Origin of the sequence: Nonomuraea sp. NPDC048882 (assembly GCF_040649755.1) — a bacterium.
Taxonomy (GTDB): Bacteria; Actinomycetota; Actinomycetes; order Streptosporangiales; family Streptosporangiaceae; genus Nonomuraea; species Nonomuraea maheshkhaliensis.
In genome coordinates this window covers 58712-83021 of the sequence record NZ_JBEZGB010000008.1, presented here as the reverse complement: position 1 = coordinate 83021, position 24310 = coordinate 58712, and the positions used below count along the sequence as shown (strand labels likewise).

General features: G+C 70.7%; 22 protein-coding genes and 2 pseudogenes. 3 read left to right on the top strand and 21 right to left on the bottom strand.

Annotated elements, in window-relative coordinates; translation table 11 throughout:
- Positions 1-53: 53 nt before the first annotated feature.
- A complete protein-coding gene (locus AB0C27_RS27845) occupies positions 54-1160 on the top strand; it encodes an RNA-guided endonuclease TnpB family protein (RefSeq protein WP_357849158.1) in 1107 nt (368 codons plus the stop codon).
- Between the two features lie 120 nt (positions 1161-1280).
- Here the strand turns inward: AB0C27_RS27845 and AB0C27_RS27840 are convergent, their stop codons facing one another.
- The 7 genes from AB0C27_RS27840 to argH are packed head-to-tail and all read right to left on the bottom strand — an operon-like array spanning position 1281 to position 7349.
- Positions 1281-2123, bottom strand: coding sequence for a polysaccharide deacetylase (locus tag AB0C27_RS27840; protein WP_357849155.1), 843 nt, complete (start codon positions 2121-2123; stop codon positions 1281-1283).
- Positions 2104-2895, bottom strand: a complete 792-nt coding sequence (locus AB0C27_RS27835; RefSeq protein ID WP_357849152.1) for a polysaccharide deacetylase — start codon at positions 2893-2895, stop codon at positions 2104-2106. Before AB0C27_RS27835 ends, AB0C27_RS27840 begins: the two co-directional genes overlap by 20 nt.
- Positions 2896-2938: 43 nt before the next feature.
- Positions 2939-3778: an ABC transporter substrate-binding protein gene (locus AB0C27_RS27830; protein ID WP_357849149.1), complete on the bottom strand. Its 840-nt coding sequence runs from the start codon at positions 3776-3778 to the stop codon at positions 2939-2941.
- 8 nt (positions 3779-3786) lie between these two features.
- Positions 3787-4539 (bottom strand): amino acid ABC transporter ATP-binding protein, encoded by a 753-nt coding sequence (locus AB0C27_RS27825; RefSeq protein WP_357849146.1) that lies wholly within the window; start codon positions 4537-4539, stop codon positions 3787-3789.
- Positions 4536-5357 carry an amino acid ABC transporter permease gene (locus tag AB0C27_RS27820; RefSeq protein WP_346112122.1) on the bottom strand — a complete coding sequence of 274 codons (822 nt, stop codon included), beginning with the start codon at positions 5355-5357 and terminating at the stop codon, positions 4536-4538. The genes AB0C27_RS27825 and AB0C27_RS27820 overlap by 4 nt, the downstream gene beginning before the upstream one ends.
- Before the next feature lie 10 nt (positions 5358-5367).
- Entirely contained in the window at positions 5368-5934 is a 567-nt protein-coding gene (locus AB0C27_RS27815; RefSeq protein WP_357849143.1) for an XRE family transcriptional regulator, read from the bottom strand.
- On the bottom strand, positions 5931-7349 hold the full coding sequence (argH, locus tag AB0C27_RS27810; RefSeq protein WP_357849140.1) for an argininosuccinate lyase: 1419 nt from the start codon (positions 7347-7349) through the stop codon (positions 5931-5933). The genes AB0C27_RS27815 and argH overlap by 4 nt, the downstream gene beginning before the upstream one ends.
- A 106-nt stretch (positions 7350-7455) precedes the next feature.
- Here argH and speB point away from each other — a divergent pair, with 106 nt between their 5' ends.
- Positions 7456-8388, top strand: a complete 933-nt coding sequence (gene speB, locus AB0C27_RS27805) for an agmatinase (RefSeq protein ID WP_357849138.1) — start codon at positions 7456-7458, stop codon at positions 8386-8388.
- Positions 8389-8425: 37 nt separating this feature from the next.
- Positions 8426-10000 carry a thiamine pyrophosphate-binding protein gene (locus AB0C27_RS27800; RefSeq protein WP_357849135.1) on the top strand — a complete coding sequence of 525 codons (1575 nt, stop codon included), beginning with the start codon at positions 8426-8428 and terminating at the stop codon, positions 9998-10000.
- Positions 10001-10222: 222 nt separating this feature from the next.
- Here the strand turns inward: AB0C27_RS27800 and modA are convergent, their stop codons facing one another.
- From modA to AB0C27_RS27730, 14 genes and pseudogenes are all read right to left on the bottom strand, one after another.
- Positions 10223-11032, bottom strand: coding sequence for a molybdate ABC transporter substrate-binding protein (gene modA / locus AB0C27_RS27795; RefSeq protein WP_357849132.1), 810 nt, complete (start codon positions 11030-11032; stop codon positions 10223-10225).
- Positions 11033-11329: 297 nt separating this feature from the next.
- Positions 11330-12490 carry an NAD-dependent formate dehydrogenase gene (locus tag AB0C27_RS27790; RefSeq protein ID WP_357849129.1) on the bottom strand — a complete coding sequence of 387 codons (1161 nt, stop codon included), beginning with the start codon at positions 12488-12490 and terminating at the stop codon, positions 11330-11332.
- 468 nt (positions 12491-12958) lie between these two features.
- A complete protein-coding gene (locus AB0C27_RS27785) occupies positions 12959-13240 on the bottom strand; it encodes a DUF1876 domain-containing protein (RefSeq protein ID WP_357849126.1) in 282 nt (93 codons plus the stop codon).
- A gap of 186 nt (positions 13241-13426) precedes the next feature.
- Positions 13427-13918 carry a VOC family protein gene (locus tag AB0C27_RS27780; protein WP_357849123.1) on the bottom strand — a complete coding sequence of 164 codons (492 nt, stop codon included), beginning with the start codon at positions 13916-13918 and terminating at the stop codon, positions 13427-13429.
- Between the two features lie 68 nt (positions 13919-13986).
- A complete protein-coding gene (locus AB0C27_RS27775) occupies positions 13987-14283 on the bottom strand; it encodes a TetR family transcriptional regulator (protein WP_357849120.1) in 297 nt (98 codons plus the stop codon).
- Positions 14208-15962: pseudogene (locus AB0C27_RS27770) on the bottom strand (FAD-dependent monooxygenase). Before AB0C27_RS27770 ends, AB0C27_RS27775 begins: the two are co-directional and overlap by 76 nt.
- A gap of 275 nt (positions 15963-16237) precedes the next feature.
- A pseudogene (locus AB0C27_RS27765) lies at positions 16238-17097 on the bottom strand (ABC transporter ATP-binding protein).
- Positions 17094-18347 (bottom strand): Na+/H+ antiporter NhaA, encoded by a 1254-nt coding sequence (gene nhaA / locus AB0C27_RS27760; RefSeq protein WP_357849117.1) that lies wholly within the window; start codon positions 18345-18347, stop codon positions 17094-17096. The pseudogene AB0C27_RS27765 and the gene nhaA overlap by 4 nt, the downstream one beginning before the upstream one ends.
- Positions 18348-18525: 178 nt before the next feature.
- Complete coding sequence (locus AB0C27_RS27755; RefSeq protein ID WP_357849114.1) at positions 18526-19878, bottom strand: potassium transporter TrkG; 1353 nt, start codon at positions 19876-19878, stop codon at positions 18526-18528.
- A gap of 491 nt (positions 19879-20369) precedes the next feature.
- Positions 20370-20978 carry a TetR/AcrR family transcriptional regulator gene (locus AB0C27_RS27750; RefSeq protein ID WP_357849111.1) on the bottom strand — a complete coding sequence of 203 codons (609 nt, stop codon included), beginning with the start codon at positions 20976-20978 and terminating at the stop codon, positions 20370-20372.
- 43 nt (positions 20979-21021) lie between these two features.
- The gene (locus AB0C27_RS27745) at positions 21022-21342 is read right to left on the bottom strand and encodes a hypothetical protein (RefSeq protein WP_357849108.1); all 321 of its coding nucleotides are present in this window, start codon (positions 21340-21342) and stop codon (positions 21022-21024) included.
- The gene (locus AB0C27_RS27740) at positions 21339-22037 is read right to left on the bottom strand and encodes a hypothetical protein (RefSeq protein ID WP_357849105.1); all 699 of its coding nucleotides are present in this window, start codon (positions 22035-22037) and stop codon (positions 21339-21341) included. Before AB0C27_RS27740 ends, AB0C27_RS27745 begins: the two co-directional genes overlap by 4 nt.
- Before the next feature lie 12 nt (positions 22038-22049).
- A complete protein-coding gene (locus AB0C27_RS27735) occupies positions 22050-23195 on the bottom strand; it encodes an FAD-dependent oxidoreductase (protein WP_357849102.1) in 1146 nt (381 codons plus the stop codon).
- A gap of 148 nt (positions 23196-23343) precedes the next feature.
- The gene (locus AB0C27_RS27730) at positions 23344-24300 is read right to left on the bottom strand and encodes a sigma-70 family RNA polymerase sigma factor (protein WP_357849099.1); all 957 of its coding nucleotides are present in this window, start codon (positions 24298-24300) and stop codon (positions 23344-23346) included.
- Positions 24301-24310 lie beyond the last annotated feature (10 nt).

Here is a 24310-nt window from a genome sequence, read left to right as displayed (position 1 = left end):
CCGTATCGAACAAGCACGCTAATTTTCCTTGATCGTTCGGTAGGATGCCAGGCGTGGCGCAGATCGTGAAGCGGGCCTACAAGTACCGCTTCTACCCGACCCCCGAGCAGGCCGAAGAGCTTGCCCGGACGTTCGGCTGCGTCCGCCTCGTCTACAACAGAGCGCTCGAAGAGCGCACCCGCGCCTACACCCAGGAAGGCAAACGGGTCTCCTATGGCGAGTCGTCGGCGATGCTCACCGAGTGGAAGAGCAGCGGCGAGTTCGCCTTCCTGTGCGAGGTATCGTGTGTGCCCTTGCAGCAGACGTTGCGCCATCTGCAGGCGGGGTTCGCGAACTTCTTCGCCAAGCGCGCTAAATACCCGGCGTTCAAGTCCCGTAAGAAGTCGCGGGCGTCGGCGGAGTACACCCGCTCGGCGTTCCGCTGGCGGGACGGGGAGTTGACACTGGCGAAGATGGACGCCCCGCTGGCGATCGTGTGGTCGCGTCCGCTTCCCGAGGGTGCGCAGCCGTCCACGGTGACCGTGAGCCGGGACACGGCCGGGCGCTGGTTCGTGTCGATCCTGGTGGAGGAGACGATCGCCCCGCTCGCTCCGGCAGAGCAGGCGGTGGGCGTGGATGCAGGCATCACCGTGCTGGCCACCCTGTCCACCGGCGAGAAGATCGACAATCCCCGGCATGAACGCCGCGACCGGCGCAAACTCGCCAAAGCCCAGCGGGCACTGGCCCGCAAGGAGAAAGGCAGCGCCAATCGGGCCAAGGCTCGCCTGAAGGTGGCCCGGGTGTACGCCCGGATCGCCGATCGGAGAAGGGATCATCTGCACAAGGTCACGACACGGCTTGTCCGCGAGAATCAAGCGATCGCCGTGGAGGACCTGTCCGTCCGCAACCTGGTGAAGAACCGCCGTCTGGCCCGCGCCATCTCGGATGCGGCTTGGCGAGAGTTGCGCTCGATGCTGGAGTACAAAGCACGCTGGTACGGGCGCACGCTGGTGGCGGTGGACCGCTGGTTCCCCTCCAGCAAACGGTGCTCCGTGTGCGGCTCCGTGCATGAGAAGATGCCGCTGAACATCCGGGAATGGGAATGCGCCTGCGGCGCGGTCCATGACCGGGACGTCAACGCGGCCCAGAACGTGCTCGCCGCCGGGCTGGCGGAGAGCTGAAACGCCTGTGGAGCCGGTGTAAGACCTCAACGAGACTCCTCTCGGGCGGGCGACCGGCGGTGAAGCAGGAAGGCCCATGGGCGACCGTGGGAATCCCCTTCCTTCAGAAGGGGGAGGATGTCAAGAGGTCAGCTCCGCGAAGACGTCGGCGGGATGGCCGGGTTCGTTGCCCGTGCGGGTGGCGCGCCAGTGATCCGCCACCTGGCTGCCGGTCGCGAACCACACTCCCGGCCGTTCGCGCATGACCCCCAGCAACGACCGCAGGAGCCCGATGCGCCCCGGCGTCCCGATCACCTCGGGCTGCAGGCGCAGCACGTAGCAGAGGCCGAAGCGGTGGTAGGCGTCGAACTCCTGGATCCAGTTCTCCAGCACCGCGGCATAGGGGGCGATGCGTGACTGCCCGGCGGGGAAGGGCGGGTCGAGGTTGAACATGAAGGCGGGGTGGTCCTCCAGCTCGTGGTGGAGGGGGATCTCCACCAGGCCCGAGGGATGGAAGTAGGGCAGGTCGTCGCCCCGCCACGAGGAGGACCAGTCGATGCCCAGCGCGGGCAGCCCGGCCGCGAGCCCCGGCTTCCATTCGCCGGCCGGGGTGCGGAAGCCGCGCGGGAGCGAGCCGGTCGCCTCGGCCAGCGCGTCCTGGCCGCGCCTGACCGCGTCGAGCTGTCCGGCGAGGTCGAGCGGGTCGAAGTCCTCGTGCGCGTGGCCGTGGTTGGCGATCTCGTGGCCGGCCTGGTGCGCCTCGCGGATGAGGCCCGCGTTCATGCCGGGCGTGAACCAGGTCGACGGCACCCCGTCCAGCGCCCCGAGCAGCCGTTCGACGCCGCGGGTGGCGCCGTACCGGCCGACGGAGAGGGTTTTGACGCGGTCGCGGGTGCTCGGGTCGGCGGCCAGGATCGCCAGGTCGGCGTCGAGGTCGACGGTGATCAGTACGGCGCAGCGCGCCTCATCCGGCCAGAGGGCCATGTCGCTCCTTCCACCAGGCGGCCACGTCGTGACCCGTGGCGAACCAGACGTCGTCGTGCCCGCGCATGTGCTCGAACAGCCGCTCCAGCAGCAGGATCCGGCCCGGCTTGCCGGACACCTTGGGATGCCACAACGTGCTCAGGCACAACCCCTCGGCGTGGTAGCCGTCGAACTCCCGCTTGAAGTTGTCGAGTGTCGAGTCGTACCCCGCGATGCGGTCCAGCCCGGCGGGGTAGTCGGGGCGGCGGGTGTAGGCGAGGTAGGCGTAGTCGTCCATGTCCCAGCGGACCGGGATCTCCACCAGCCCGCCGGGATGCAGGTAGGGGCGGTCGTCGCCGCGCATCGAGCTGGAGTAGAGGAACCCCTCCTCGGCCAGGATCCGCGCCGTCACCGGCGACCAGTCACCCGAGGGCGTGCGGAAGCCGGTCGCCTCGACGCCGAGCACGTCCCTGAAGATCGCCTGGCTGCGCGTGAGGATGTCGCGCTGCTCGGCTTCAGACTTGCCGAAGTACGGCTCGTGCCGGTAGCCGTGGTGGGCCACCTCGTGCCCGCGCTCCACGATCGCCCGGCACCGCTGCGGCCACGTCTCCACGATCCAGGCGGGGGTGTAGAACGTGGCGGGCAGCTCGAAGGCGTCCAGCAGGTCGAGGATCCTGGGCAGCGCCCGCCACGGCCCGTACGAACCGAGCGTGAAGTACTCGGGCTTGGCCCAGATGCTGCCGTCCAGCATCGCGCCGCCCGTCGGCCCGTCGAGGTCGAAGGCCAGCGACACGCACGACCTCTTCCCGTGCGGCCAGCGGCTCACGAGCGGGCTCTCACGCGGCCGCCCCGTTGAGGGTGACCTGCTTGATGGCGTTGCCCTGCAGGCCCCACTTGTCGAGCAGGCGCGCGTAGGTGCCGTCCTGCTGCAGGGCGCGCAGCGCCTTGATGACCGCGTCGCGCAGGCGCGGGTCCTGCTTGCCGAAGCCCATGGCCTGGTTGACCTGGGTGAACGGCTCGCCGATGACGTTGAACTTGCCGGGGTCCTGCTTGGAGATGTACGGAAGGGTCTCGCTGCCCTGGACCGCCGCGTCGAGTCTGCCCTGGGTGAGCTGGGTGCGCGCGTCCGCGGAGCCCTCCGTGCCGACGACCTTGATCGGCTTGGCGGAGCAGTTCTGCTCGCTCCACTTCTTGATCTCGCCGGGGAAGGAGGTACGGCGGCTGGCGCCCACGGTCCTGCCGCACAGGTCCTTCGGAGCGGCGATCTTGGAGGTGGAGAAGAACTGCGCGCCCGAGCTCATGTAGCCGACGAGGTCGAGCGTCTCGCGGCGCTCGGGCAGGTCGCTCATCCCGGAGAGGATCATGTCGATCCGCCCGGTGGTGACCGCGCTCTGCAGCTGCTCGAAGGAGGTCTCCTGCCACTTGACCGTGACGCCGAGCTGCTTGCCGACGGCGTCGCCGAGGTCGATGTCGAAGCCGGTGAGCTGGTTGGTCTTGGGGTCCTTGAACTCCAGCGGCGGGTAGTTGGGCACGTTCCCGACCACCAGGGTCCGGGATTCGGCGATCTTCGGCGGCAGGCCGCCGTCCGAGGTGGCCTTGAGGTTTTCGGGCGCTTTGGCGGTGCAGGCGGTCGCGGCCAGGGCGAGGCAGGCGAGCAGCAGGACGGGACGAGACAAGGTGACTCCTAGAGGACTGCTGAGAGGAAGGTCTTCGTACGCTCGTGGGCGGGGTTGACCAGGACCTGGTCGGGCGTGCCCGTCTCGACGACGCGGCCGTCGTCCATGAACACGACCTGGTTCGCGACCTCCTTGGCGAACCCCAGCTCGTGGGTGACGACGATCATGGTCATGCCGGAGCCGGCCAGGTCGCGCATGACCGCCAGCACCTCGCCGACCAGCTCGGGGTCGAGTGCCGAGGTGGGCTCGTCGAACAACATCAGCCGCGGCCGCATCGCCAGGGCGCGGGCGATCGCCACCCGCTGCTGCTGGCCGCCCGACAGGGTCGAGGGGTAGGCGTCGCCCTTGTGCTTCAGCCCCACCCGTTCCAGCAGCTCCAGGCCGCGGTCGCGGGCGGTGTCGCGCGATTCGCGCAGCACCCTGATCGGGCCCTCGACCACGTTCTCCAGCGCGGTCATGTGCGGGAACAGGTTGAAGCGCTGGAACACCATCCCGATGGGGCGCCGCTGCCGGGCGATCTGGGCGTCGCTGAGCTGGTGCAGCTTCCCGTCGCGCTCCACGTACCCGAGCAGCTCGCCGTCGATCCAGACGGCGCCCTCGTCGATCGTCTCCAGCTGGTTGATGCAGCGCAGGAACGTGCTCTTGCCCGAGCCGGACGGCCCGATGACGCACAGCACCTCGCCCGCGGCCACCTCCAGCGAGATGCCCTTGAGCACGTGGTTGGCGCCGAAGCGCTTGTGAACGTCGACCGCCTTGATCATCGCTTCACTCCCCGGGAGAAACGGCGCTCGACGACCAGCTGGCCCAGGCTGAGGAGGCTGACCACGATCAGGTACCAGAACGTCGCCACGAACAGCAGCTCCATGACGCGGTTGTTGGCGTAGTAGATGTTCTGGGCGCTGTGCAGCACCTCCTGGTACTGGATCGCGCTGGCCAGGGACGTGAGCTTCACCATGCTGATGAACTCGTTGCCGATCGGCGGCAGGATGACCCGCATCGCCTGCGGCAGCACGATCCTGCGCAGCGTCTGGAAGCGCGTCATCCCGATCGCCTGCGCGGCCTCGGTCTGCCCGTGGTCGACCGAGAGGATGCCGCCGCGCACCACCTCCGAGGTGTAGGCGCCCTGGCAGATGCCCAGCCCGAGCAGCGCGGCGACGAACGGGGTCATCAGGTCGACCGTGCGCGCCTCGACGATGCCGGGGATGACGAAGTAGGGGAAGACGAGCGCCAGGTTGAACCAGAGGAAGAGCTGCAGCAGTTGCGGCGTGCCGCGGAAGATCCAGGTGTAGAGGTAGGAGACGCCGCGGGTGACCGGGTTCTGCGACATCCGCATCACCGCGAACAGCACACCCAGGGCCAAACCGACGATCATGGCGAGCACGGCCATGACGATGGTGTTGACCACGCCGGTCAGGATGGCCTGCGCGGTCAGATACTGCCCGACCACGCTCCACTCGATCTGCCCGCCGGCGAAGGAGACGACGATCGCCACGAGAACGGCCACCACGACGATCGCGGCCACGTACCGGCCGTAGTGTTTGCGCGCCACCCGGGGCAGGTGGGCGACATCTAGGGACATGGGGATCTCCTCATGAGCGAGAGGTCAGCGCGGGCGCCAGCACCCACAGGACTCGGGTGACCTCATCGCCGGGGTTGGTGAAGGTGTGGGGGGTGTCGCCGGGGAACAGGAACGAGTCGCCCTCGCGCATCTCGACCCGCTCGCCCGAGGCGTCGATCGTGAACAGCCCCTTGAGGACGTGCACGAACTCGATGTCGACGGGAAGCGCGTACGGCTCGTGGCCCGACCCGCCGCCCGGCTCGATCTCACTGAGCAGGACCAGCAGCCTGCTCTCGTCTTTCGGCGTGAGCTGGTACTCGGTCATGCCGGTGCCGCCGAACTCGAGCCTGCCCCGGTTCCCGGCCCTGACCAGCCGCCCGCTCGATCCGTCGAACAAGTCGGCCACGTCCAGGTCGAGCGCCGAGCACAGGCGGAGCAGGGAGGCGACCGAGATGGACACCTGGCCGCGCTCGAACCTGGACAGGAAGCCCTTGGTGAGCCCGGCCCGCTCGGCCACCTCGGTCAGGCTGAGCCGGCGCCGGCGCCGCAGCTCGCGGGCCCGCGGGCCGAGGCCCGGGGAGTCCGGAATCGAGATCACGTCGTGGGGCCCGCGTAGTCGCGCGCCCAGGCGCGCTGCCGCTCCAGCAGCGCGGCGAGGCGGTCGATCTGCTCAAGGACCCGTTCCGGCGCGGTGGCGCCGTGGCCGGCGCGCGCGGCGAGCGCCGCTTCGACCGTGAGGTGCGGGCGCACCTCCGGTGTCAGCCGCGCGTCCACCGCGGCCAGGTCCGCGTCCGACAGCTCGTGCAGGTCCAGGCCCTTGTCCTCGCACGTACGCACGAGCGCGCCGGTGATCTCGTGGGCCTGGCTGAACGGCACGCCGCGCCGCGAGAGCCAGTCCGCCACCTCGGTGGCCAGCGTGAAGCCCACGGTGGCCTGCCTGCGCAGCTCATCGACGTTCACCGACAGCGTGCGCACCAGCCCGGCCATGGCCGGCAGCACGATCGCCAGCGTGTCCACCGTGTCGAAGACGGCGGCCTTGTCCTCGGCCAGGTCCCGGTTGTAGGCCAGCGGCATCGCCTTCAGCGTCGCCATCAGGCCGTTGAGGTTGCCGAGCAGGCGGCCCGCCTTGCCCCTGGTCAGCTCGGCGATGTCGGGGTTCTTCTTCTGCGGCATGATGGAGCTGCCGGTGGCGAAGGAGTCGTGCAGCTCCACCCAGCCGAACTGGCGGGCCGCCCACAGGCAGACCTCCTCGGCCAGCCGCGACAGGTTCACGGCGAGCATCGAGGCGGCGAAGAGGAACTCGGCCACGTGGTCGCGCGCGGCGACGGCGTCGATGGAGTTCTCGCACGGCCCGTCATAGCCCAGCTCCGCCGCCGACAACTCCGGATGGACGGCTATCGCCGACCCCGCCAGCGCGGCCGAGCCCAGCGGGGACAGGGCGGTGCGCCGGTCCCAGTCCCGCAGCCGGTCGGCGTCGCGGGCGAACGCCTGCGCGTGGGCCAGCACCTGGTGCCCGAACACGATCGGCTGGGCGGGCTGCAGATGGGTGAAGCCGGGTGCCGCCGTACGGACGTGCGCGCGGGCCTGTGTCACCAGCGCGTCCTGCAGCTCGGCCAGGGCCAGCACCAGCTTCCTGGCGTGATCGCGCAGGTAGAGCCGCAGGTCGTTGGCCGTCTGGTCGTTGCGCGAGCGGCCGGCGCGCAGCTTGCCGCCGATCTCGCCCAGCCGCTCGACCAGCACCCGTTCCAGGAACGTGTGCACGTCCTCGTCGGAGTCGTTCGGGCCGACGCGCCCGGCGCGGACGTCCTCGTCCAGCGTGTCGATCGCCGCCAGCAGCCGCTCCGCCTCTTCCTCGTCGAGGATCTCGGCTCTGAGCAGCTCGCGGACGTGGGAGCGCGAGCCCGCCAGGTCGTACGGGGACATGCGGAAGTAGCTGTCGGGCGCCCGGGAGAGGGCGAGCAGGGACGGGTCGGCCGGCGAGCGGAAGCGTCCACCCCAGAGCTGATCGGACAACGCGGTTGCCTTCCGGTAAACGAGGTTTTCCGACATAGTGGTCTGCGTTGCCATGGGTGTCAATAGCGCCTTTTACGCCGAAATATGCTGTTTACGAGGGAGATTCATGTCTCAGGGACCCGTCGACGCCTCGCAGGTGCCACGCTTCGCAGGGCCCGACACCTACGCCAGACTGCCCCGTATCGATCAGGTGGAGCGGGCCGACGTCGCGATCGTGGGCGTGCCGTTCGACAGCGGGGTCTCCTACCGTCCCGGCGCCCGCTTCGGCCCGGCCGCGGTGCGTCAGGGCAGCAAGCTGATCCGGCCCTACAACCCGGCCCTGGACGTCTCGCCGTTCGCCGATCTGCAGGTCGCCGACGCCGGGGACATCGTCTGCAACCCGTTCGACATCGGCGCGGCCATCGAGACGATCGAGCAGGCGGCCGGGGAGTTCGACGCCGGGCTCGTCACCATCGGGGGCGACCACACCATCGCGCTGCCGCTGCTGCGTGCGGCGCACCGCGCGCACGGGCCGCTGGCGCTGCTGCACTTCGACGCCCACCTGGACACCTGGGACACCTACTTCGGCGCCGAGTACACCCATGGCACGCCCTTCCGCCGCGCGGTGGAGGAGGGCATCCTCGACACCGAGGCGCTCAGCCACGTCGGCATCAGGGGCCCTCTGTACGGCAAGGCCGACCTGAAGGAGGACCGCAGGCTCGGCTTCGGCATCGTCACCTCGGCCGACGTCATGCGCCGCGGCCCCGACGAGATCGCCGAGGCCCTGCGGCAGCGGATCGGCGAGCGCCCGCTCTACATCTCCGTCGACATCGACGCGCTCGACCCCGCCCACGCCCCGGGCACGGGCACTCCGGAGGCGGGCGGCCTGACCAGCCGCGAGCTGCTGGAGATCCTGCGCGGGCTGGCGGGCTGCAACCTTGTCGGCGCCGACGTGGTGGAGGTGTCACCCGCATACGACCACGCCGAGATCACCGCCGTCGCCGCCGCGCACGTCGCGTACGACCTGATCAGCCTGTTCGCGCTGCGGAGCCGGGTATGAGGGCGGCGGGCGACCGGGTCGCGTTGGGGAGGCGGGCGTGAGGACCGGGGGCGACCTGGTCGCCGAGACGCTGGCCGCGCTCGGCGCCAGGACCGTGTTCGGCGAGCCGGGCCAGCACGCGCTCGCCCTGTTCGACGCGTTGCGCCGCTCGCCGCTGCGCTATGTCGGCTGCCGTACCGAACTGGGCGTCGCCTTCGCCGCCGACGGACACGCGCGGGCCACCGGGACGGTGACCCCGTTCATGGTCTCCACGGGACCCGGCGCGCTGGCGACCCTGCCCGCCCTGATGGAGTCGCGCCTGGCCTGCGCGCCCGTCGTCGGGATCTCCAGTCAGATCCCGTCCGACGGGCTGGGCGGCCGCAGGAAGGGCTACCTCCACGAGCTCCCCGACCAGGCGGCCTCCTTCCGCGGCGTGGCCACCTCGGTCCAGGTCGTGCGGGCGGCCGCGCAGATTCCCTCCGCCCTGGCCCAGGCATGGGAGGCGGCGCTCAGTGTGCCGCAGGGGCCCGCGTGGGTGGAGATCCCGCAGGACGTCCTGCTCGCGCCCACGGACGTCCCGCCTCCGGCCGACCTGAGCGTGCGTCCGCGCACGCCCCTTCCCCGCGCCGAGCTGGTACGGCAGGCCGTGCAGGCGCTCGACTCCGCCTCGAACCCCGTCATCCTGGCAGGCGGCGGGGCGTCCCTGTCCGGGGCGGGGCCGGAGCTCCTCGCCCTGGCCGAGAAGCTGCGCTCGCCGGTGGCCACCACGTTCGCCGCGAAGGGCGTCTTCCCCCACGAGCACCCGCTGTCGCTGCGGTCGTGGCTGGAGGACCGGTACGTCACGGACTTCCTGGAGCAGGCGGACGTGCTGCTGGTCGCGGGCACGGGGCTGGGGGAGCTGTCCAGCAACTACCACACGATGCGCCCGAGGGGCCGCGTCATCCACATCGAGGCCGATGTGGGAAAGCTGGAGGCCAACACGAGCGGTTCGCTCGCCGTGCACGCCGACGCCAAGGTGACGCTGGGCGCGCTCGCCTCGGCGGTGCGGCCGAGGGAAGCCGACGGGCGCGCGGAAGCGGCCGTGGCCGGCGTACTGCGGCGGGTGCGTGATCGGCTCAGCGGCCACGAGCAGGAGTTCGCGCTCCTGGAGGCCATCCCCACCGGCGTGCTGTCGTTCTGGGACATGACGATCCTGACCTACTGGGCATGGTCGGCCTTCCCCGGACCCATGTGGTCGGCGCAGGGCGCGGGCGGCCTCGGCTACGCGCTGCCCGCCGCACTCGGCGCGGCCGCCTCGGGCCGGCGCGCGCTCGCGATCTCCGGCGACGGCGGGGCGATGTACGGCCTGGCCGAACTCGCCACCATGCGCCAGCACGACCTGGACGTCACGTGGCTGATCGTCGACGACGGGGGTTACGGGATCCTGCGCGAGTACATGACGGACGCGTTCGGCGCTCCTACCGGTACCGAACTGGTCAGGCCGGACTTCACCGCCCTGGCCGCCTCGTTCGGCATCCCCGCCCGGACCGCCACCCCCGCCACTCTGGCCGGGCAGCTCACGGACGCACTGGACGAACCTGGGCCGAACGTCGTGGTCCTGCACGCTCGCCCCCGGATGTTCGCCCAGACCTAGGACGGATTCCGGCGGTGGAACCCATGGACGGGCCGCCGAGTACTCCGGTGACATTTGGCGATGATGGGCTGGGTCCGCGCTGGCGGTGACAGTGCCGTGCTGTGGCCTGGTGGCATCGGCGCCAGGGTGAGCGCGGGCGGAGGTGTGCAGGTTCCCGCCTGGCACGTGCCGCCCGCGCCCACCCCTCGGTTCCCGTTCGCCTTTCGCTCTCGGGTGAGCTCGTCAGGGGGCTTCGAAGCCGGCCTTGGTCAGTACGTCCTTGCCCTGCTGCGACAGCACGAGGTCCACGAACCGCTTGGCCGCGTCACCGGCCGGAGCCTTGGCCAGGATGGCGATCGGGTAGTCGTTGATCGCCTGGCCGGCCTCGGGGAACTCGATGCCCCGCACCTTCCCGGCGGAGGCGATGACGTCGGTCTTGTAGACCAGCGCCGCGTCCACCTCGCCCAGCTCCACCTTGGTCAGCGTGGCCTTGACGTCCTGCTCCAGGGTGACCGGCTTGACCTGCAGCTTGGCCGCGTCGAGGGCCTTGACGGCCGCCGCGCCGCACGGCACCTGCTCGGCGCAGAGCGCCACCTTCACCTTGGGGTCGGTGAGGTCCTTCAGCTCGTCCACCTTGGCCGGGTTGTCGGCGGGCACGGCGATCTGCAGCTTGTTCTGCACGAACGTGGTCGGCGCGCTCGCCAGGGACGCGTCCGTGACGGTCTTCATGGTGGCCGGGCTGGCGGCGGCGAACACGTCGGCCGGGGCGCCCTGGACGATCTGCTGCGCCAGAGTCGCGCTGGAGCCGAAGTTGAACTTCACCGTCGTGCCCGGATGCGCGGCCTCGTACGCCATACCGAGCTCGGTGAACGTGCCGGTCAGCGAGGCCGCCGCGAACACCGTCACCTCCTTCGCCGCCGCGGGAGCGGAGGCGGAGGCGGATCCGGACGTCGTGGACGCGGCCGGTTCGCCGGAGCCGCAACCGGACAGGCCCGCGAGCGCCAGCGCGACGGGCAGGGCGGTCGCCCATCGGGACATACGCCTGAACACCAAAGGGGCTCCTTACAGGTAACTGGCCACGCGCTGGTGGCCGCCGACCCCGAGCAGCGCCGCGGTCCCACTGATCCGAAACGTGGCCACAAGCCCTCACCTTACCTGGCGCACTTGCAAGATTGAATGCCTGTTTTCCGTTGTATTAGCAGCCTGATCGAGGGTAATGGCATGGCATCCACGAGAGGGAGCGCGTCTTCGCCGGCCCCTGCTCGCGGACGTGCTCAAGTCGACCCGGACGTGCTCGACCGATCCCTTCGGTCCCGGAGGCGAGGGCCGGGGCCGAAGGGACGGGACGGGTCAGGTCCGCGTGGAGTAGGAGCGGGCGCCGGTGCCGGCCAGTGCGCCGCCCTCGACGATCAGGTACTCCTCGCGGATCGCCGTGCCGTCCAGCCACGCCTCCAGGATCTCGCGGGTGCCGGCGGCGTAGCGGGCCTGCGCCGACAGCGAGGAGCCGGAGATGTGCGGGGTCATGCCGTGGTGCGGCATCGTCCGCCACGGGTGGTCGGCGGGGGCGGGCTGCGGGTACCAGACGTCGCCGGCGTACCCGGCGAGCTGCCCGCTCTCCAGCGCGCGGACGATCGCGTCCCGATCGGCGATCTTCGCGCGGGCGGTGTTGATCAGGTACGCGCCGCGCCTCATCGACGCGATCAGCTCGTCGCCGAACAGGCCCTCCGTCTCCGGGTGCAGCGGCGCGTTGACGGTCACCACGTCGCAGTGCGGGACCATGGCGGCGGCGTCCGGGTGGAAGGTGAGCCCGAGCTCCTCCTCGACCTCGGCCGGCAGCCGGTGCCGGTCGGTGTAGTGCAGGTGCACGCCGAACGGCTTGAGCCGGCGCAGCACCGCCGTGCCGATGCGGCCGGCCGCGACGGTGCCGATGTGCATGCCCTCCACGTCGTAGGAGCGGGCGACGCAGTCGGCGATGTTCCAGCCGCCGTCCAGCACCGTCCGATGGGACGGCAGATAGTTGCGGACCAGGGACAGGATCATCATCACGACGTGCTCGGCGACGCTGATGCTGTTGCAGTAGGTGACCTCGGCGACCGTGATGCCGCGGGCGATGGCGGCGTCCAGGTCCACGTGGTCGGAGCCGATGCCGGCGGTGACGGCCAGCTTCAGCCTGGGGGCGCGGGCGATGCGCTCGGCGGTCAGGTACGCGGGCCAGAACGGCTGCGAGATCACCACGTCGGCTTCGGCCAGTTCGCGGTCGAAGGCCGAGTCGTCGCCGTCCTTGTCGGAGGTGACCACCAGGGTGTGCCCGCGCTCTTCGAGGAAGCGGCGCAGCCCCAGCTCGCCCGAGACGCTGCCGAGCAGGGTGCCGGGGGTGAAGTCGATGCCCTTGGGGCTGGGCAGCGTCTGGCCGCCCGGATAGCCGGTCAGCTCGGGCAGGCCGTCGCGGGCGTAGGAGGTGGGGTATCCCTCGATCGGGTCGTCGTACAGCACGCACAGCACCTTGGCCATGGTTTCCGCTCCTCGTCGTCTCGGGGTGGTGATCACACTCTCCGCCGACGAGTTTGCGCAGGTCAAAGCGTTTGTTTCTATCGTCTGATAGGTGCCGGCTATGACTCGGCCGGGCGGGCGCCGACGCGCGGCCGCAGTCGCACGTCGCCCAGCCCATGGCCTGACGGGACATGGCGGCACCCGCCTGGCGGGGAGTCCGGCGCGGGTGACCCGCCGTCCAACAGGGCCGCCGTCATGAGGACGCTGCCATCATCGGGATGGGGACTCGGCGGCTTGGCAGCCACTCTGTGGGCATTCCTGTTGTCCGGTTCGGGGCTTTCCCCGGAGGCAGAGCTCCGGGCCGCCCGCCGTCCCCGCCGCAGCGGGTGTCGTACTGTCATGATCGCCTGTTCCGGTGCCGCCTGCCAGGGCCTTTCGGCCCTGGCAGGCGTGCCGATGGGCCCATCGTTCCTGAGCTGCCTCGCGGTTTCACCACGAACGGCTCGCGACCGGTGAGCCGGCGATCTCGGCGATCTCGGCGATGTCGCGTTGTGTGACGACCGCCAGCTTGTCGGCGAGGTCGGCCAGCGCGCGTGAGGCCGCCAGCTCGTCGCCGATCTCCGGCACCGCCGGGTCCGTCGGGTTGCGGCGGGCGTGACCGATGCCGGTCAGGCGATCCCGCCCGTCCCCGGTGGTCAGCACCGCGCGGGCGTGCGTGTCGTCGCCGACCTCGGCCAGGTTGATCTGTACGGTCCATTCCTTGGCTTCCATGATCATTTCCCCCTTCACGATGGTTCACGTGCTTTCATCGCACCGCCCGGTACGTCGGGACGGCAGAGGCGAATGTCCCGACGTACCTACCGAAGGGACTCCTCCCCACGTGGCGAGGTGGTATTCGGCCGCTGGAGCCGCCGGGTCGAGCACGGTCACGGGACCGGCTCGGGTTGTCTCGGATGGTCACCGGGCGCGGTGGCGAGGCGTACTCCCACCAGAATCAGGACGACCCCGGCGACCAGCAGGATCCCCGTGGTGACGAAGAGGGCGGCAGTGGCCCAGGCGCACTGTGGTGGCGGTGTGCACCGGCGCCAGATGCGTATGGTGGGTGATCTTGTCGGCCTGGTCGGCGAAGAACGCGTCGAACGGCTCGGCGATCCCCCGGTGGCCCGCCGCGACGAGCTCGGCGTACGTGGCGTCCACCCCGGACGGGGTGTGGAACTCGAAGCACGGCAGGGTACGCGGCCCGCTGGTCGGCGCGCTCCAGCCGGGCAGGAACGGCGTGCGGAAGCCCTCGGTGTCCAGCATGGCGTGCAGCCCGTTCGGCAGATCACAGCCGGCGTGCTCGGGCGAGTGCTCGTCAAGCTTGAACTCCACGCCCAGGCAGGCGTAGAAGGCGATCGAGGCGTCCAGGTCGGACACCACGATGTCGATGGTGTTCAGGGTGGGATGCATGAGGCGTTCCTTCGGGCTCGATCGGTGAGGTGAGGGCCAGGCGGCCCCGCGAGATTCCCCGTTCGGGCTCACCTCGCCTGACCACGAGCCGACACTGCGACATGCCCGCTCGGCAGCGCGGCCGCGGCCACGCCGTCGGCCACCCCCTTGATCCCGACTGCCGGGCTCGCGGTCATCTCCGCCGCCGCCTGGATGACGCCTTCGATGATCTGCTGCGGGTCGAGTGCCTGGATGTCGTCGGGGGAGGGGACCAGGTCGGCGCTGACCGTCTGCTCGACCGCCTGAGCGATCAGCTCCTCCTTGATGCTCCAGCGGCGGTAGACGGTGAGCTTGCCGACGTCGGCCCGTTTGGCGATCTGCTCCATGCCGGTGCCTTCGACGCCGCGTTCGATGAACAGGTCAAGGGCGGCGCAGGATGGCGATGTCGGTCTCGAGGTCGCGGGGGCGTCCGCGTCCTCGGCGGTCCGTCGAGCGAGTGCTCCGTCCAGCCAACGGGTGGGGTCGCCCTTGCAGGCCAAGTGGGCGTCCGGGCGTCGAGCATAGCGGGCAGCGGACCCACCGGGCGGAGGTGGACGACGTGCTCGCCGAGCCGCCGGGCCGCCTCGAACAGGGACGCTTCGCCGAGGACGGCCCAGCGTCCGCGCAGTTCGGCGTGCAGCCGGGTACGGATGCCGTCGGCGCGCACGCAGGCCACATCGGCGATCCGGTCGCCGGAGCGCGGCCGGGAGCCGCGCCCGCCGAGTGGACCGCGCCGGTAGCTCACCCAGAGCTGTGAGGTGGTGTACGTGGTCCAGTGCTGCAGCACGGGCAGGTCGAACGCCGGCACCATGACGCGGTCGCGCAGGAACCGGCCGACGGGCCCTGCGGCGATGTTCATCCTGGTGGCGGCGGTGCTGCCACGCAGAACCTGGGTGGCCAGCGGGCGGCGCTCGGCCTCGTAGGTGTGCAGGAGCCGCTCGCCTGCCAGGCCGCCGATGATGAGGGCCAGTTTCCAGGCGAGGTTCTCGGCGTCGCCGATGCCGGTCAGCATGCCTTGCCCGCCGAAGGGGGCGTGCGCGTGCGCGAAGTCACCGGCCAGGAGGATCCGGCCCTGACGGTAGGTGTCGGCCAGGCGGCGGCGCACGCTGAACAACGACGCCCAGGACGCGTCCAGCAGCCGGCCGCCGAGGCCGTGGGTACGTTCGGGCAGGATGTGGCGCATCCGCTCGACGATCTGCTCCTCGGTGGGTTTGTCCTGGCGGAAGGCGGGGTCGTAGGCGAGCAGCCGCCACTGGCCGCCGGGCATCGGCATGGCGCCCAGCATGCCCTCCGGGTGCACTCAGCCGCTCGTGCCGGAGTGGTCGAGGGTGGTGTCGAGGCGGGCGTCCACGATCAGGAAACGCTCGCTGACCTTGACGCCGGGGAAGCCGATGCCGGCGAGCTTGCGTACGGTGCTGCCGGTCCCGTCGCAGCCGACCAGCCAGCGCGCTCGCACGGTGCGGCCGTCGCCCAGCGCGGCGGTGACGCCGTCGGCGTCCTGGCCGGCGCCCACCAGGGCGGAGCCCCATTCCGGCCACCCGCCCAGCTCGGCCAGCCGGTCGCGCAACCGCGCCTCGACGCGGGCCTGGGAGATCACCATCGGGGGAGCGGCGGTGTGCAGGCCGGGATCGCCGAAGCGAATGCGCATCATCGGGCGGTCGCCGGCGTAGTTGGTGATGGTCATGGCCCGTACTGATTCCTCGGGCAGGCCACTGAGCGCATCCAGCCGGTCGAGCACCTCCGAGCCGCGTGCGTGGACGAAGTTGGCTCGCGACGTGGTGGCCGGCGCCTGAGCCCGGTCCATCACCGTGCCGCCCACCGCCAGGCCGAAGGCGAGCGCACCCGCCAGGGGGAGTCCCTGACCGGCCAGGCCCCCGGTGATCAGCAAGACGATGAGCAGGTTCGCGCCCGCGGCCAGGAGCACCGCCGAGACCGCGACGGCATGGCGGCCGACCGCGCACGCGCCGACCAGTTCGGCCCGGCCGGCCTCCTCCTCGGCCCGCGTGTGCCGGATCACCGTCAGCATGCTCATCAAGGCGGCCAGGACCGCTGTCATGGTGGTGGCCCGCCACGCGGTCAGCCCGCCTACCGAGGTCGCGTCGAAGACCGGCCCGGTGAGCGCTTGCAGCGCGGGCGCCGCGCCGATCGTGACCCCCAGGGCGATGCGCTGACCCTCCTGCGGATACAACTCGGCGCTGGCCGCGGCGCTGGCCACGATGACGCCGACGATCACGACGATCCAGCCGGGCAGCGCGACCCGGTCGCGGTGCAGCATCAGCCGCAACAACGTCGGCGTGCCGGTCAGGCCGCGACCTGGTTGTGCCGCAGGAACAGCTCCTCCAAATGGCCGGCTGGCAGGTCAGCGTGCGCACGCCCGCGGCGGTGAGCATGGCGAGCACCGCCTGCAGGTGCTCGCCATCCGCCTGAAAACGTACGCGCGGGCCGTCGGCGATCAGGTCGTGCACGCCGGCCAGGCCGTCGGGGGTGCGCTCCAGTTCGGCGCTGATGGTGATACGGGTGAGCTGACGCAGCTCGGCCAGGGTGCCGGTCTGTACCGTCCGCCCCTCGCGGATGATCGTGACCTGGTCGCAGAGCGCCTCCACCTCCGACAGGACATGGCTGGACAGCAGCACGGTGCGGCCGCGGGCGCGTTCCTCGCCGACGACCTCACGGAACGCGGCCTCCATCAGCGGATCCAGGCCCGAGGTGGGCTCGTCGAGCAGCAGCAGTTCGACGTCCGATGCGAGCGCGGCGATCAGGGCCACCTTCTGCCGGCTGCCCCTCGAGCAGGCGCGGCCCTTCCCGCTGGGATCGAGGTCGAAGCGGTCCAGCAGCGCCGCCTTGCGCCGTGGGTCGAGCCCGCCGCGCAACCGGCCGAGCAGGTCGATGGCCTCCCCGCCGGACAGCGCGGGCCACAGGACGACGTCGCCTGGCACGTACGCCAGCCGCCGGCGCAACTCGACAGCGTCCCGCCACGGATGGCCGCCGAGCAGTTCGGCGTGACCGGAGTCGGCGCGCAGTAGACCGAGGAGGATGCGCAGAGTGGTGGTCTTGCCCGAGCCGTTCGGGCCGAGGAAGCCGTGCACCTCGCCGGTCCGTACGGCGTCGTCGGCTCTCCACCAGAAGAGAAGGCGTCGTCCGTCACCGGCCGTCCCGGTCATTCTTCCGCGAAGGAGGCTTGCTCGATGCGGCGGTACGCGTTGTTGCGCAGGCGGAGGATCGCGGCGGCGAGGAGGGCCGCGGCGAGGGAGCCGGTCAGCACCGCGATCTTGGTCAGGCCGTCGCGTTCGCTGCCGATGCCGAAGGCCAGCTCGCCGATCAGCAGGGAGACGGTGAAACCGATGCCGGCCAGGACCGACAGCCCGAGCACGTCCACCCAGGCCAGGTTCTCGTCGAGGTCGGCCCGGGTGAAGCGGGCCATCAGCCAGGTGGCCGCCATGACCCCCACGGGCTTGCCGATGACGAGGCCGGCCACGACGGCGAGGGCCACGGGGTCGGTCAGCGCCTCGGCCAGGCCGTCGAGCCCGCCGAGCGGCACGCCCGCCGACAGGAACGCGAACACCGGCACGGCCACGCCCGCCGACAGAGGCCGGAACCGGTGCTCGAAATGCTCGGCCAGGCCCGGACCCGGTCGCCTGCCCACGACGGGAACGGTGAAGGCGAGCAGGACTCCGGCGACGGTGGCGTGGACGCCGGACGCGTGAACCAGACCCCATGCCAGCGCGGCCAGCGGCAGCAGGAGCCACCAGGAACGAACCCCGCGCCGTACGAGGAAGGCGAAGACGGCCAGCGGAGCCGACGCGGCCAGCAGGGGGAGCGGCGCTAGATGCTCGGTGTAGAAGAGAGCGATGATCACGATGGCGAGCACGTCGTCGACGACGGCCAGAGTGAGCAGGAACGTGCGCAACGCGGCCGGCAGGTGGCGGCCGATGACCGCGAGCACCGCCAGCGCGAACGCGATGTCGGTGGCGGTGGGCACCGCCCACCCCTTGGCGGCCTCCGCGCCGGCGCCGCTCGTGATGAGCAGGTAGACGGCGGCGGGCACGAGCACTCCGGCGACCGCGGCCGCGATCGGGATGGCGGCGCGCCGGGGATCGCGCAGGTCTCCGGCGACGAACTCGCGCTTGAGCTCCAGGCCGGCCACGAAGAAGAAGACGGCCAGCAGCCCGTCCGCGGCCCAGGTGGCCAGGCTTAGATCCAGGTGCAGGGCGGCGGGGCCGATCTTGACGGCGCGCAGCCCTTCGTAGGATTCGGCCCAAGGCGAGTTCGCCCAGAGCATGCCGAGCACCGCGCCCGCGAGCAGCAGCGCGCCCCCGACGGTTTCGGTGCGCAGGATGTCGACGACACGTCGGGCTTCACTCCAGGAACCGGGGCTGAACAGGCGAAAGCCACGTGGCGGTGCTTGGGTCAAGGCGGACTCCAGGAAGGGTCGGCGACAGAACAGCCGACCAGGCTTCCCGGCACACCACCCCCTAATCTACCCGCCTTTCACTTATGTACGCGAATATCCCTGTTTGTCGGTCTGCAGGTCTCCCTCTGTGGCCCCCGGTCACGGGCAGCAGGATGATCGGCCGGTCGCTGCCCGGCTGTCAGCCGAGTATCACCTTTTCCTCTGGCAGTTCGTAACGGCGGGTGCGCTGTTTCAGCGCGAGTGCCGACCCCAGCGTGAGCGGGCCGATGCGGCCGATGTACATCAGCACACTGAGCAGCACGTGCCCGGCCAGGGAGGTGTGAGCGGTGATGCCGGTGGACAGGCCGTTGGTGGCGAAGGCGGAGATGACCTCGAACAGCACCTGGTCGAGGCCGTGTGGAGTCATGATGAGCAGCAGCCAGGTGGAGAGGGCGACCAGGATGACGCCCAGCAGGCCGATGGACAGTGCCTGGCGTTGAGTCGCGGAGGGCAGCCGCCGGTGGCCGATGTTGACCTGATGCTCGCCGCGCAGTTCGGACCAGATGATGAAGAGCAGGAAGCCGAATGTGGTGACCTTGATGCCGCCCGCAGTGCCGGCGCTGCCGCCGCCGATGAACATCAGCACGTCGGTGACCAGCCAGGAGGAGGGATACATCTGGCTGATGTCGAGGGTGTTGAAGCCGCCGGAGCGCGGCATGACGGCGGCGAAGAAGGCGGCCAGCAGCTTGCCGGAGTCGTCCAGCGGGCCCATCGTGCCCGGATTGCGCCACTCGGTCATCAGGAACGCGAGGGTGCCGACGCCGAGGAGCAGGGCGCTCAGTCCGACGGTGACGCGGGTCAGTACAGACCAGCGCCACGGGTGTCGCCAGGTGCGCAACAGCTCGAAGACGACCGGATAGCCGAGGCCGCCGACGATGACCGCCAGGGCGATGGTCAGGCAGATCCACGGGTCGGTGACGAAGCGCATCAGGTTGTCCGGCCAGAGCGCGAAGCCGGCATTGTTGAACGCCGATACCCCATGGAAGATGCCGAGATAGACGGCTCGGCCCAGCGGCTCGCCGTACCCGGTGATGAACCGTACGGCGAGAACGACGGCGATGGCCGCCTCGCAGATCAGGCTGAACGTCACGACCTTGCGCAGCACGTGCCGCAGATCGGCGGCGACCACCGACTTGGTCTCTAACTGGGCGGACAGCCTGGCCCGCAGGCCGATGCGGTGGGCGACGATGACCATGATCAGCGTGGCGAGCGTCATGATGCCCAGCCCGCCGGCTTGGATGAGCAGGACGATCACTACTTCACCGAACACCGACCAGTGCGTCCCGGTGTCGACCACGACCAGGCCGGTCACGCAGACGGCGGAGGTGGCGGTGAACAACGCGGTGAGCCAGTGGGAGCTGTCCCCTTCCGCGGTGGCCAGCGGGGTGCCGAGCAGGAGTGTCCCGAGCAGCACCGCCGAGCCGAACCCGGCCGCGATGACCACGGTCGGATGCCGGCCACGCCCCGGCACAGCCGGGCGGCGCCGCGTCATGAGATCGCCCGGCGCTGCGGCTTGCCGGACATGCTGACAACGCCGTCATCCATCGCGGAGGTTCCGTTCGGTCGCGCGGCCATAGACGTCGCCGACCAGACTTCCCGGCACTCCGGGCCATACCGTAGCGCAGTGCGGCGCACGAGCGGAACAAGCCGGCCCGTGCCGAGCGCGTGCACGGATCGATCACCCGCTTGCGTAGCAGCTTGGCTGATAGCTGTACGTCGGGGATCGGGCACGTGGCACCGGCAGTGGTTCGGGAGGGGTACGACGAGGCGGTTTCGAGTGCCTTGGGAACCCCTGGGCGCAGAGTCCGCATGGCGTACGTGTCGCCGGGCACCTGTGCGGCGCGCCCGTGACGCGTGCATGAGCGTCTCCTGACAGAGCCGACAGGTCCCCTTCAAGGACCCGAAGTCAGTCGGAGGCTGGGTCAAACCCTGCCGGGAGACGCTCACCTCCATCATCACTGTCAGAGGTGGGCGACGGCCTCGTCACTGCTTCGCCTGGGTGAGGCCGGTGGCGACGAGGTCGACGAGCCGGTCGAGGATCTTCGGGTACAGCTCGAGGCTGGCCAGCCGGTCCCGGTACAGCGGCATCATGAGGACGGCCTGCAACACGCCGACGATCACCTCCGGGTCGTCGCCGGCGAGGTCGTCGCTGTGCTCGGTCAGGTAGGCCGCCAGGGCGGTGACCGGGTTGTCCGGGGCGGAGGTGACGCGTTCGAGGTCCAGTTTCCTGGCCACCGCCGCCATCTCCTCGGGGTGGGTCATCAGTCTGCCGTAGAGGGGGTTGCCGTCCAGCTCGGCCAGCGTGGCGTGCAGGAAGGCGCGCAGCCCGGCGCGAGTGCCGGCCTCCTTGCGCAATGCTCCGTCGATGACCCTGCTCTTGACCTCGGCCATCTGGGCGAGCATCAGCTCCAGATAGAGCGCCTCCTTGGAGTCGAAGAAGACGTAGAAGGTGCTTTTGGCGATGCCGGTCCCGGCGACCAGGTCCTCCAGGGAAGTCTTGCGCAGCCCTTGCGTGGTGAACAGGCGCAGGCCGTTGTCCAGGAGCAGCCGCGTGATGTGCGCCTTTTCCGCGGCCGAGAAGGCGGGAGGCATGAGGTTCACCTTCCGAAGGTGGAAACACGTCGATCAGATGTTTTCACGATGTGCGGCGAGGACGGACCAGCTCCAGGACGCGCTGCTCCTGAGCCGGGTCGAACCACTGGGCCGGGGACGGAGCGTCAGAGCGAGGGGCGGGATCGCCTTCGCGCCGCAGCCAGGCCCATGTGTCGGCCAGGGTCTCGCGCAGCGGCCGGAGGATGAGCCCCGCCGCCAGGGCGGCGGAGACGTCGGCGTCGTGGATGCCCGTCGGGCAGGGGTTGCCGGGGTAGCGCAGCCCGAACTCCATGCCGAGCGGGAAGCCCTCCCGTTCCAGCAGCTCCGCGGGCGCCCACACCAGCTCGGCGTCAGAGCCGATCACCTGCGAGGCCGTGGTGAGCAGGTCGCCGATCGTGGTGTGCCCGGCCGGCCCGGCGACGTTGAACGTCCCGCCGATGCCACGTTCTGCCGCCGCCAGCATCCAGGCCGCCAGGTCGATGGCGTCGATGTACTGCAGGGCCGCGCCGGCCGGTCCGGGGGCGAGCACGGGACCGCCGCGTTCGAGCCGCCGCAGCCACCAGGGATGCGGCCGACGTCCTCGTACGGGCCGAGGATCATGCCCGCCCTGGCCAGCAGGGCACGCTCGCCGAACGCCTCCAGCACGGCCAGCTCGCCACCGCGCTTGGCCGCGGCGTAGTCGCTGCCGTCCTGACTGCCGGGATCGCCCGCCACGAGCGGTGCGCTCTCGTCGGCTCCGGCCGGCCAGGGCCAGGCGTACCCGCCGCGGCTGGAGACGTAACCGTAGTGTCGTGCACGGTCGGCCAGCAGCCGGGCGCTGTCCCGGACCGCGTTCGGCGCCCACGCCCAGGTGTCGATCACCGCGTCCCAGGAACGCTCGCCGAGCGCCCGCCATACCGTATCGGGGGCGGTGCGATCGGCGACCAGCGCTTCGACGCCCGGCGCCGGCGGGCGCGACAGCCCGCGGTTGAGTGTGGTGACGGTGTCGCCGCGCCGCAGCGCCACCTCTACCAGTGAGCGGCCCACATGGTGGGTGCCGCCCATGACCAGTACGCGCATCGCCATCTCCGTTCAGCCCGCCAGCTGGAACTTGCGCTCGACCAGCCGGCGCACCGGCCCCCACGACGACAGCCGCAGCGGAAGCTGGGTCAGCTCCAGCACCAGCGGGTTGCGTGGGGCGTAGACCCCCTTCACCCGGCGGCCGAGCCGCTGCTTCTTCTCCGCCTCCGGCCTCAGCTCCGCCTCCCACTCCGCCAGCGCGGACAGGACGTCGTCGCCGTGCCGCGCCAGGGCCGCGCCCAGCCGGTCGGCACCGCCGACAGCCAGCGAGGAGCCATAGCCGGCGAACAGTGTCACGCACCAGGCCGCGTCACCGAGCAGCACGACCCTGCCCTTGCTCCACCGATCCACCACCATCTGGCTGATGCTGTCGAAGTAGACCGATTCGGCCGTCTCAAGCCCTTCCAGCGCCTGGGGGACGAGCCATCCCATGTCGCCGTAGATGGTGCGCAGCTCCTCCAGCGACGCTCCCGCCCGGCCGCCATCGGTGCGGTAGCCGAAGAAGGCGGCCGTACGGCCGTCGCCGACGCTCATCATCGCGAACGTACGGCCGCCCGCGCTGATCGAGCCGGTCGTCTCGGCAGGCAGACCCTCGGGTCGCTCCTTCAGCATGTAGACCGCCACCCGGTGCCCCAGGTCGAGCCGGTAGTCCTCCTCCGGGCCGAACGCCAGGGCCCGCGTCGCCGAGTGCAGCCCGTCGGCGCCGATGAGAAGGTCGGCACGTTCGGTGCCGCCATCGCTGAGCGAGACTCGCACCGTGTCCGCGTCCTGCTCGACGGCCGTGATCGTGGTGCCGAACCGGATGGTCACGTGATCGGCGACGGCCTCGTACAGCACCGCCTCGATGTCACCGCGCAGGATGTTGAACGACTTCTTGCCCATGGTGGCCGCGATCGTCTCGCCGCTGAGCGCGAAGCGGCGCTCGCCGCTGGGCTTGCGGTAAACCAGCTCGCGCGTCACGAAGGCGCGCCGCCTCAGCTCCGGCAGGACGCCCATCCGCTCGGCCCCGTCATGACCGATGCCGCCGAACGTCACCCCGTAACCGCCACCGCGCCGCGCCGGGGCCCGCTCGACCACCAGGCTGTCCCAGCCCGCCTGGTGCAGGCGCAGCGCCGCGGCGAGTCCGGCGATTCCCGCTCCGATGATGATGGCACGCATGTCGCGTACCCCCTTCCGTTGTGTCCATAAAAACAGATAGTAAATTTGTTTTCAAATGGGACGCGGGGATCTGCTCGACCTGCGGTTCAGGTGAGGTCAGGGCTGTCTCCCGCTACCTGAGCGTTACAGAGGCGCGGTCGGCGCCGGTTCACCATCGGGCGATGAGCGGTGATCCTTCTGGTTCGTGCTGCTGCCAGGTCTCGGCGAGGCGGGTCAGCCGGGCGGGCGCGGCGATGCCTCGCACGGTCGCGATCCGGCCGCCGGCGATGTCGAACGTCGCGGCGCCGACGACGCGGTCGCCGACCACGAAGACGAGGGCTGGGGCGCCGTTGACGCGCGCGTAGTGGACGGCGGACGTACCGCCGGCCAACCGCCGCTTGGCGGGTGTGGGTTTGAACCCGGCCCGTGCGACGGCGGCGATCCGCTCCGGAGTGTCGTACCGCAGCAGCGTCCCGGTCAGGCCGGCGCCGTCGGAGACGGCGGTCGCGTCGTCGGTGAGCAGCGCCACCAGCCGTTCGGTGTGGCCGGAGAAAGCGGCGGCGAGGAACTCCTCGACGATCCTGCGGGCGGATTCCGGGTCGACCTCGCCACCCCGGCGGCGCGCCGCGGTGACGCGGCGCCTGGCCCGGTGAAGGTGCTGCTGGCTGGCGGATTCGGTGATGCCGAGCATCTCGGCGATCTCGGCGTGGCTGTAGGCGAACGCTTCCCGCAGGAGGTAGACGGCCCGCTCGAAGGGTGACAGGCGCTCCATGAGGGTCAGCACGGCCAGGGAGACCGATTCGCGCTGCTCGAAAGTGTCGGCCGGGCCGAGCATCGGGTCGCCGTCGAGAAGCGGTTCGGGCAGCCAGGCACCGGCGGAGCGTTCGCGGCGCGCCCGCGCCGAGCGGAGCAGGTCGAGGCACAGGTTGGTGACCACCTTGGTCAGCCAGGCCTCCGGCACCCTGATCCGCTGCCGGTCGGCGGCCTGCCAGTGCAGGAAGGCGTCCTGCACGACGTCCTCGGCGTCGGCGGCGGAGCCCAGCAGCCGGTACGCCAGCGAGGCCAGCCGGTCCCGGCCGGCCTCGAACCGATCGGCGTCGAACCGATCAGTGGCGGTACTGTCCACGCGGACCACC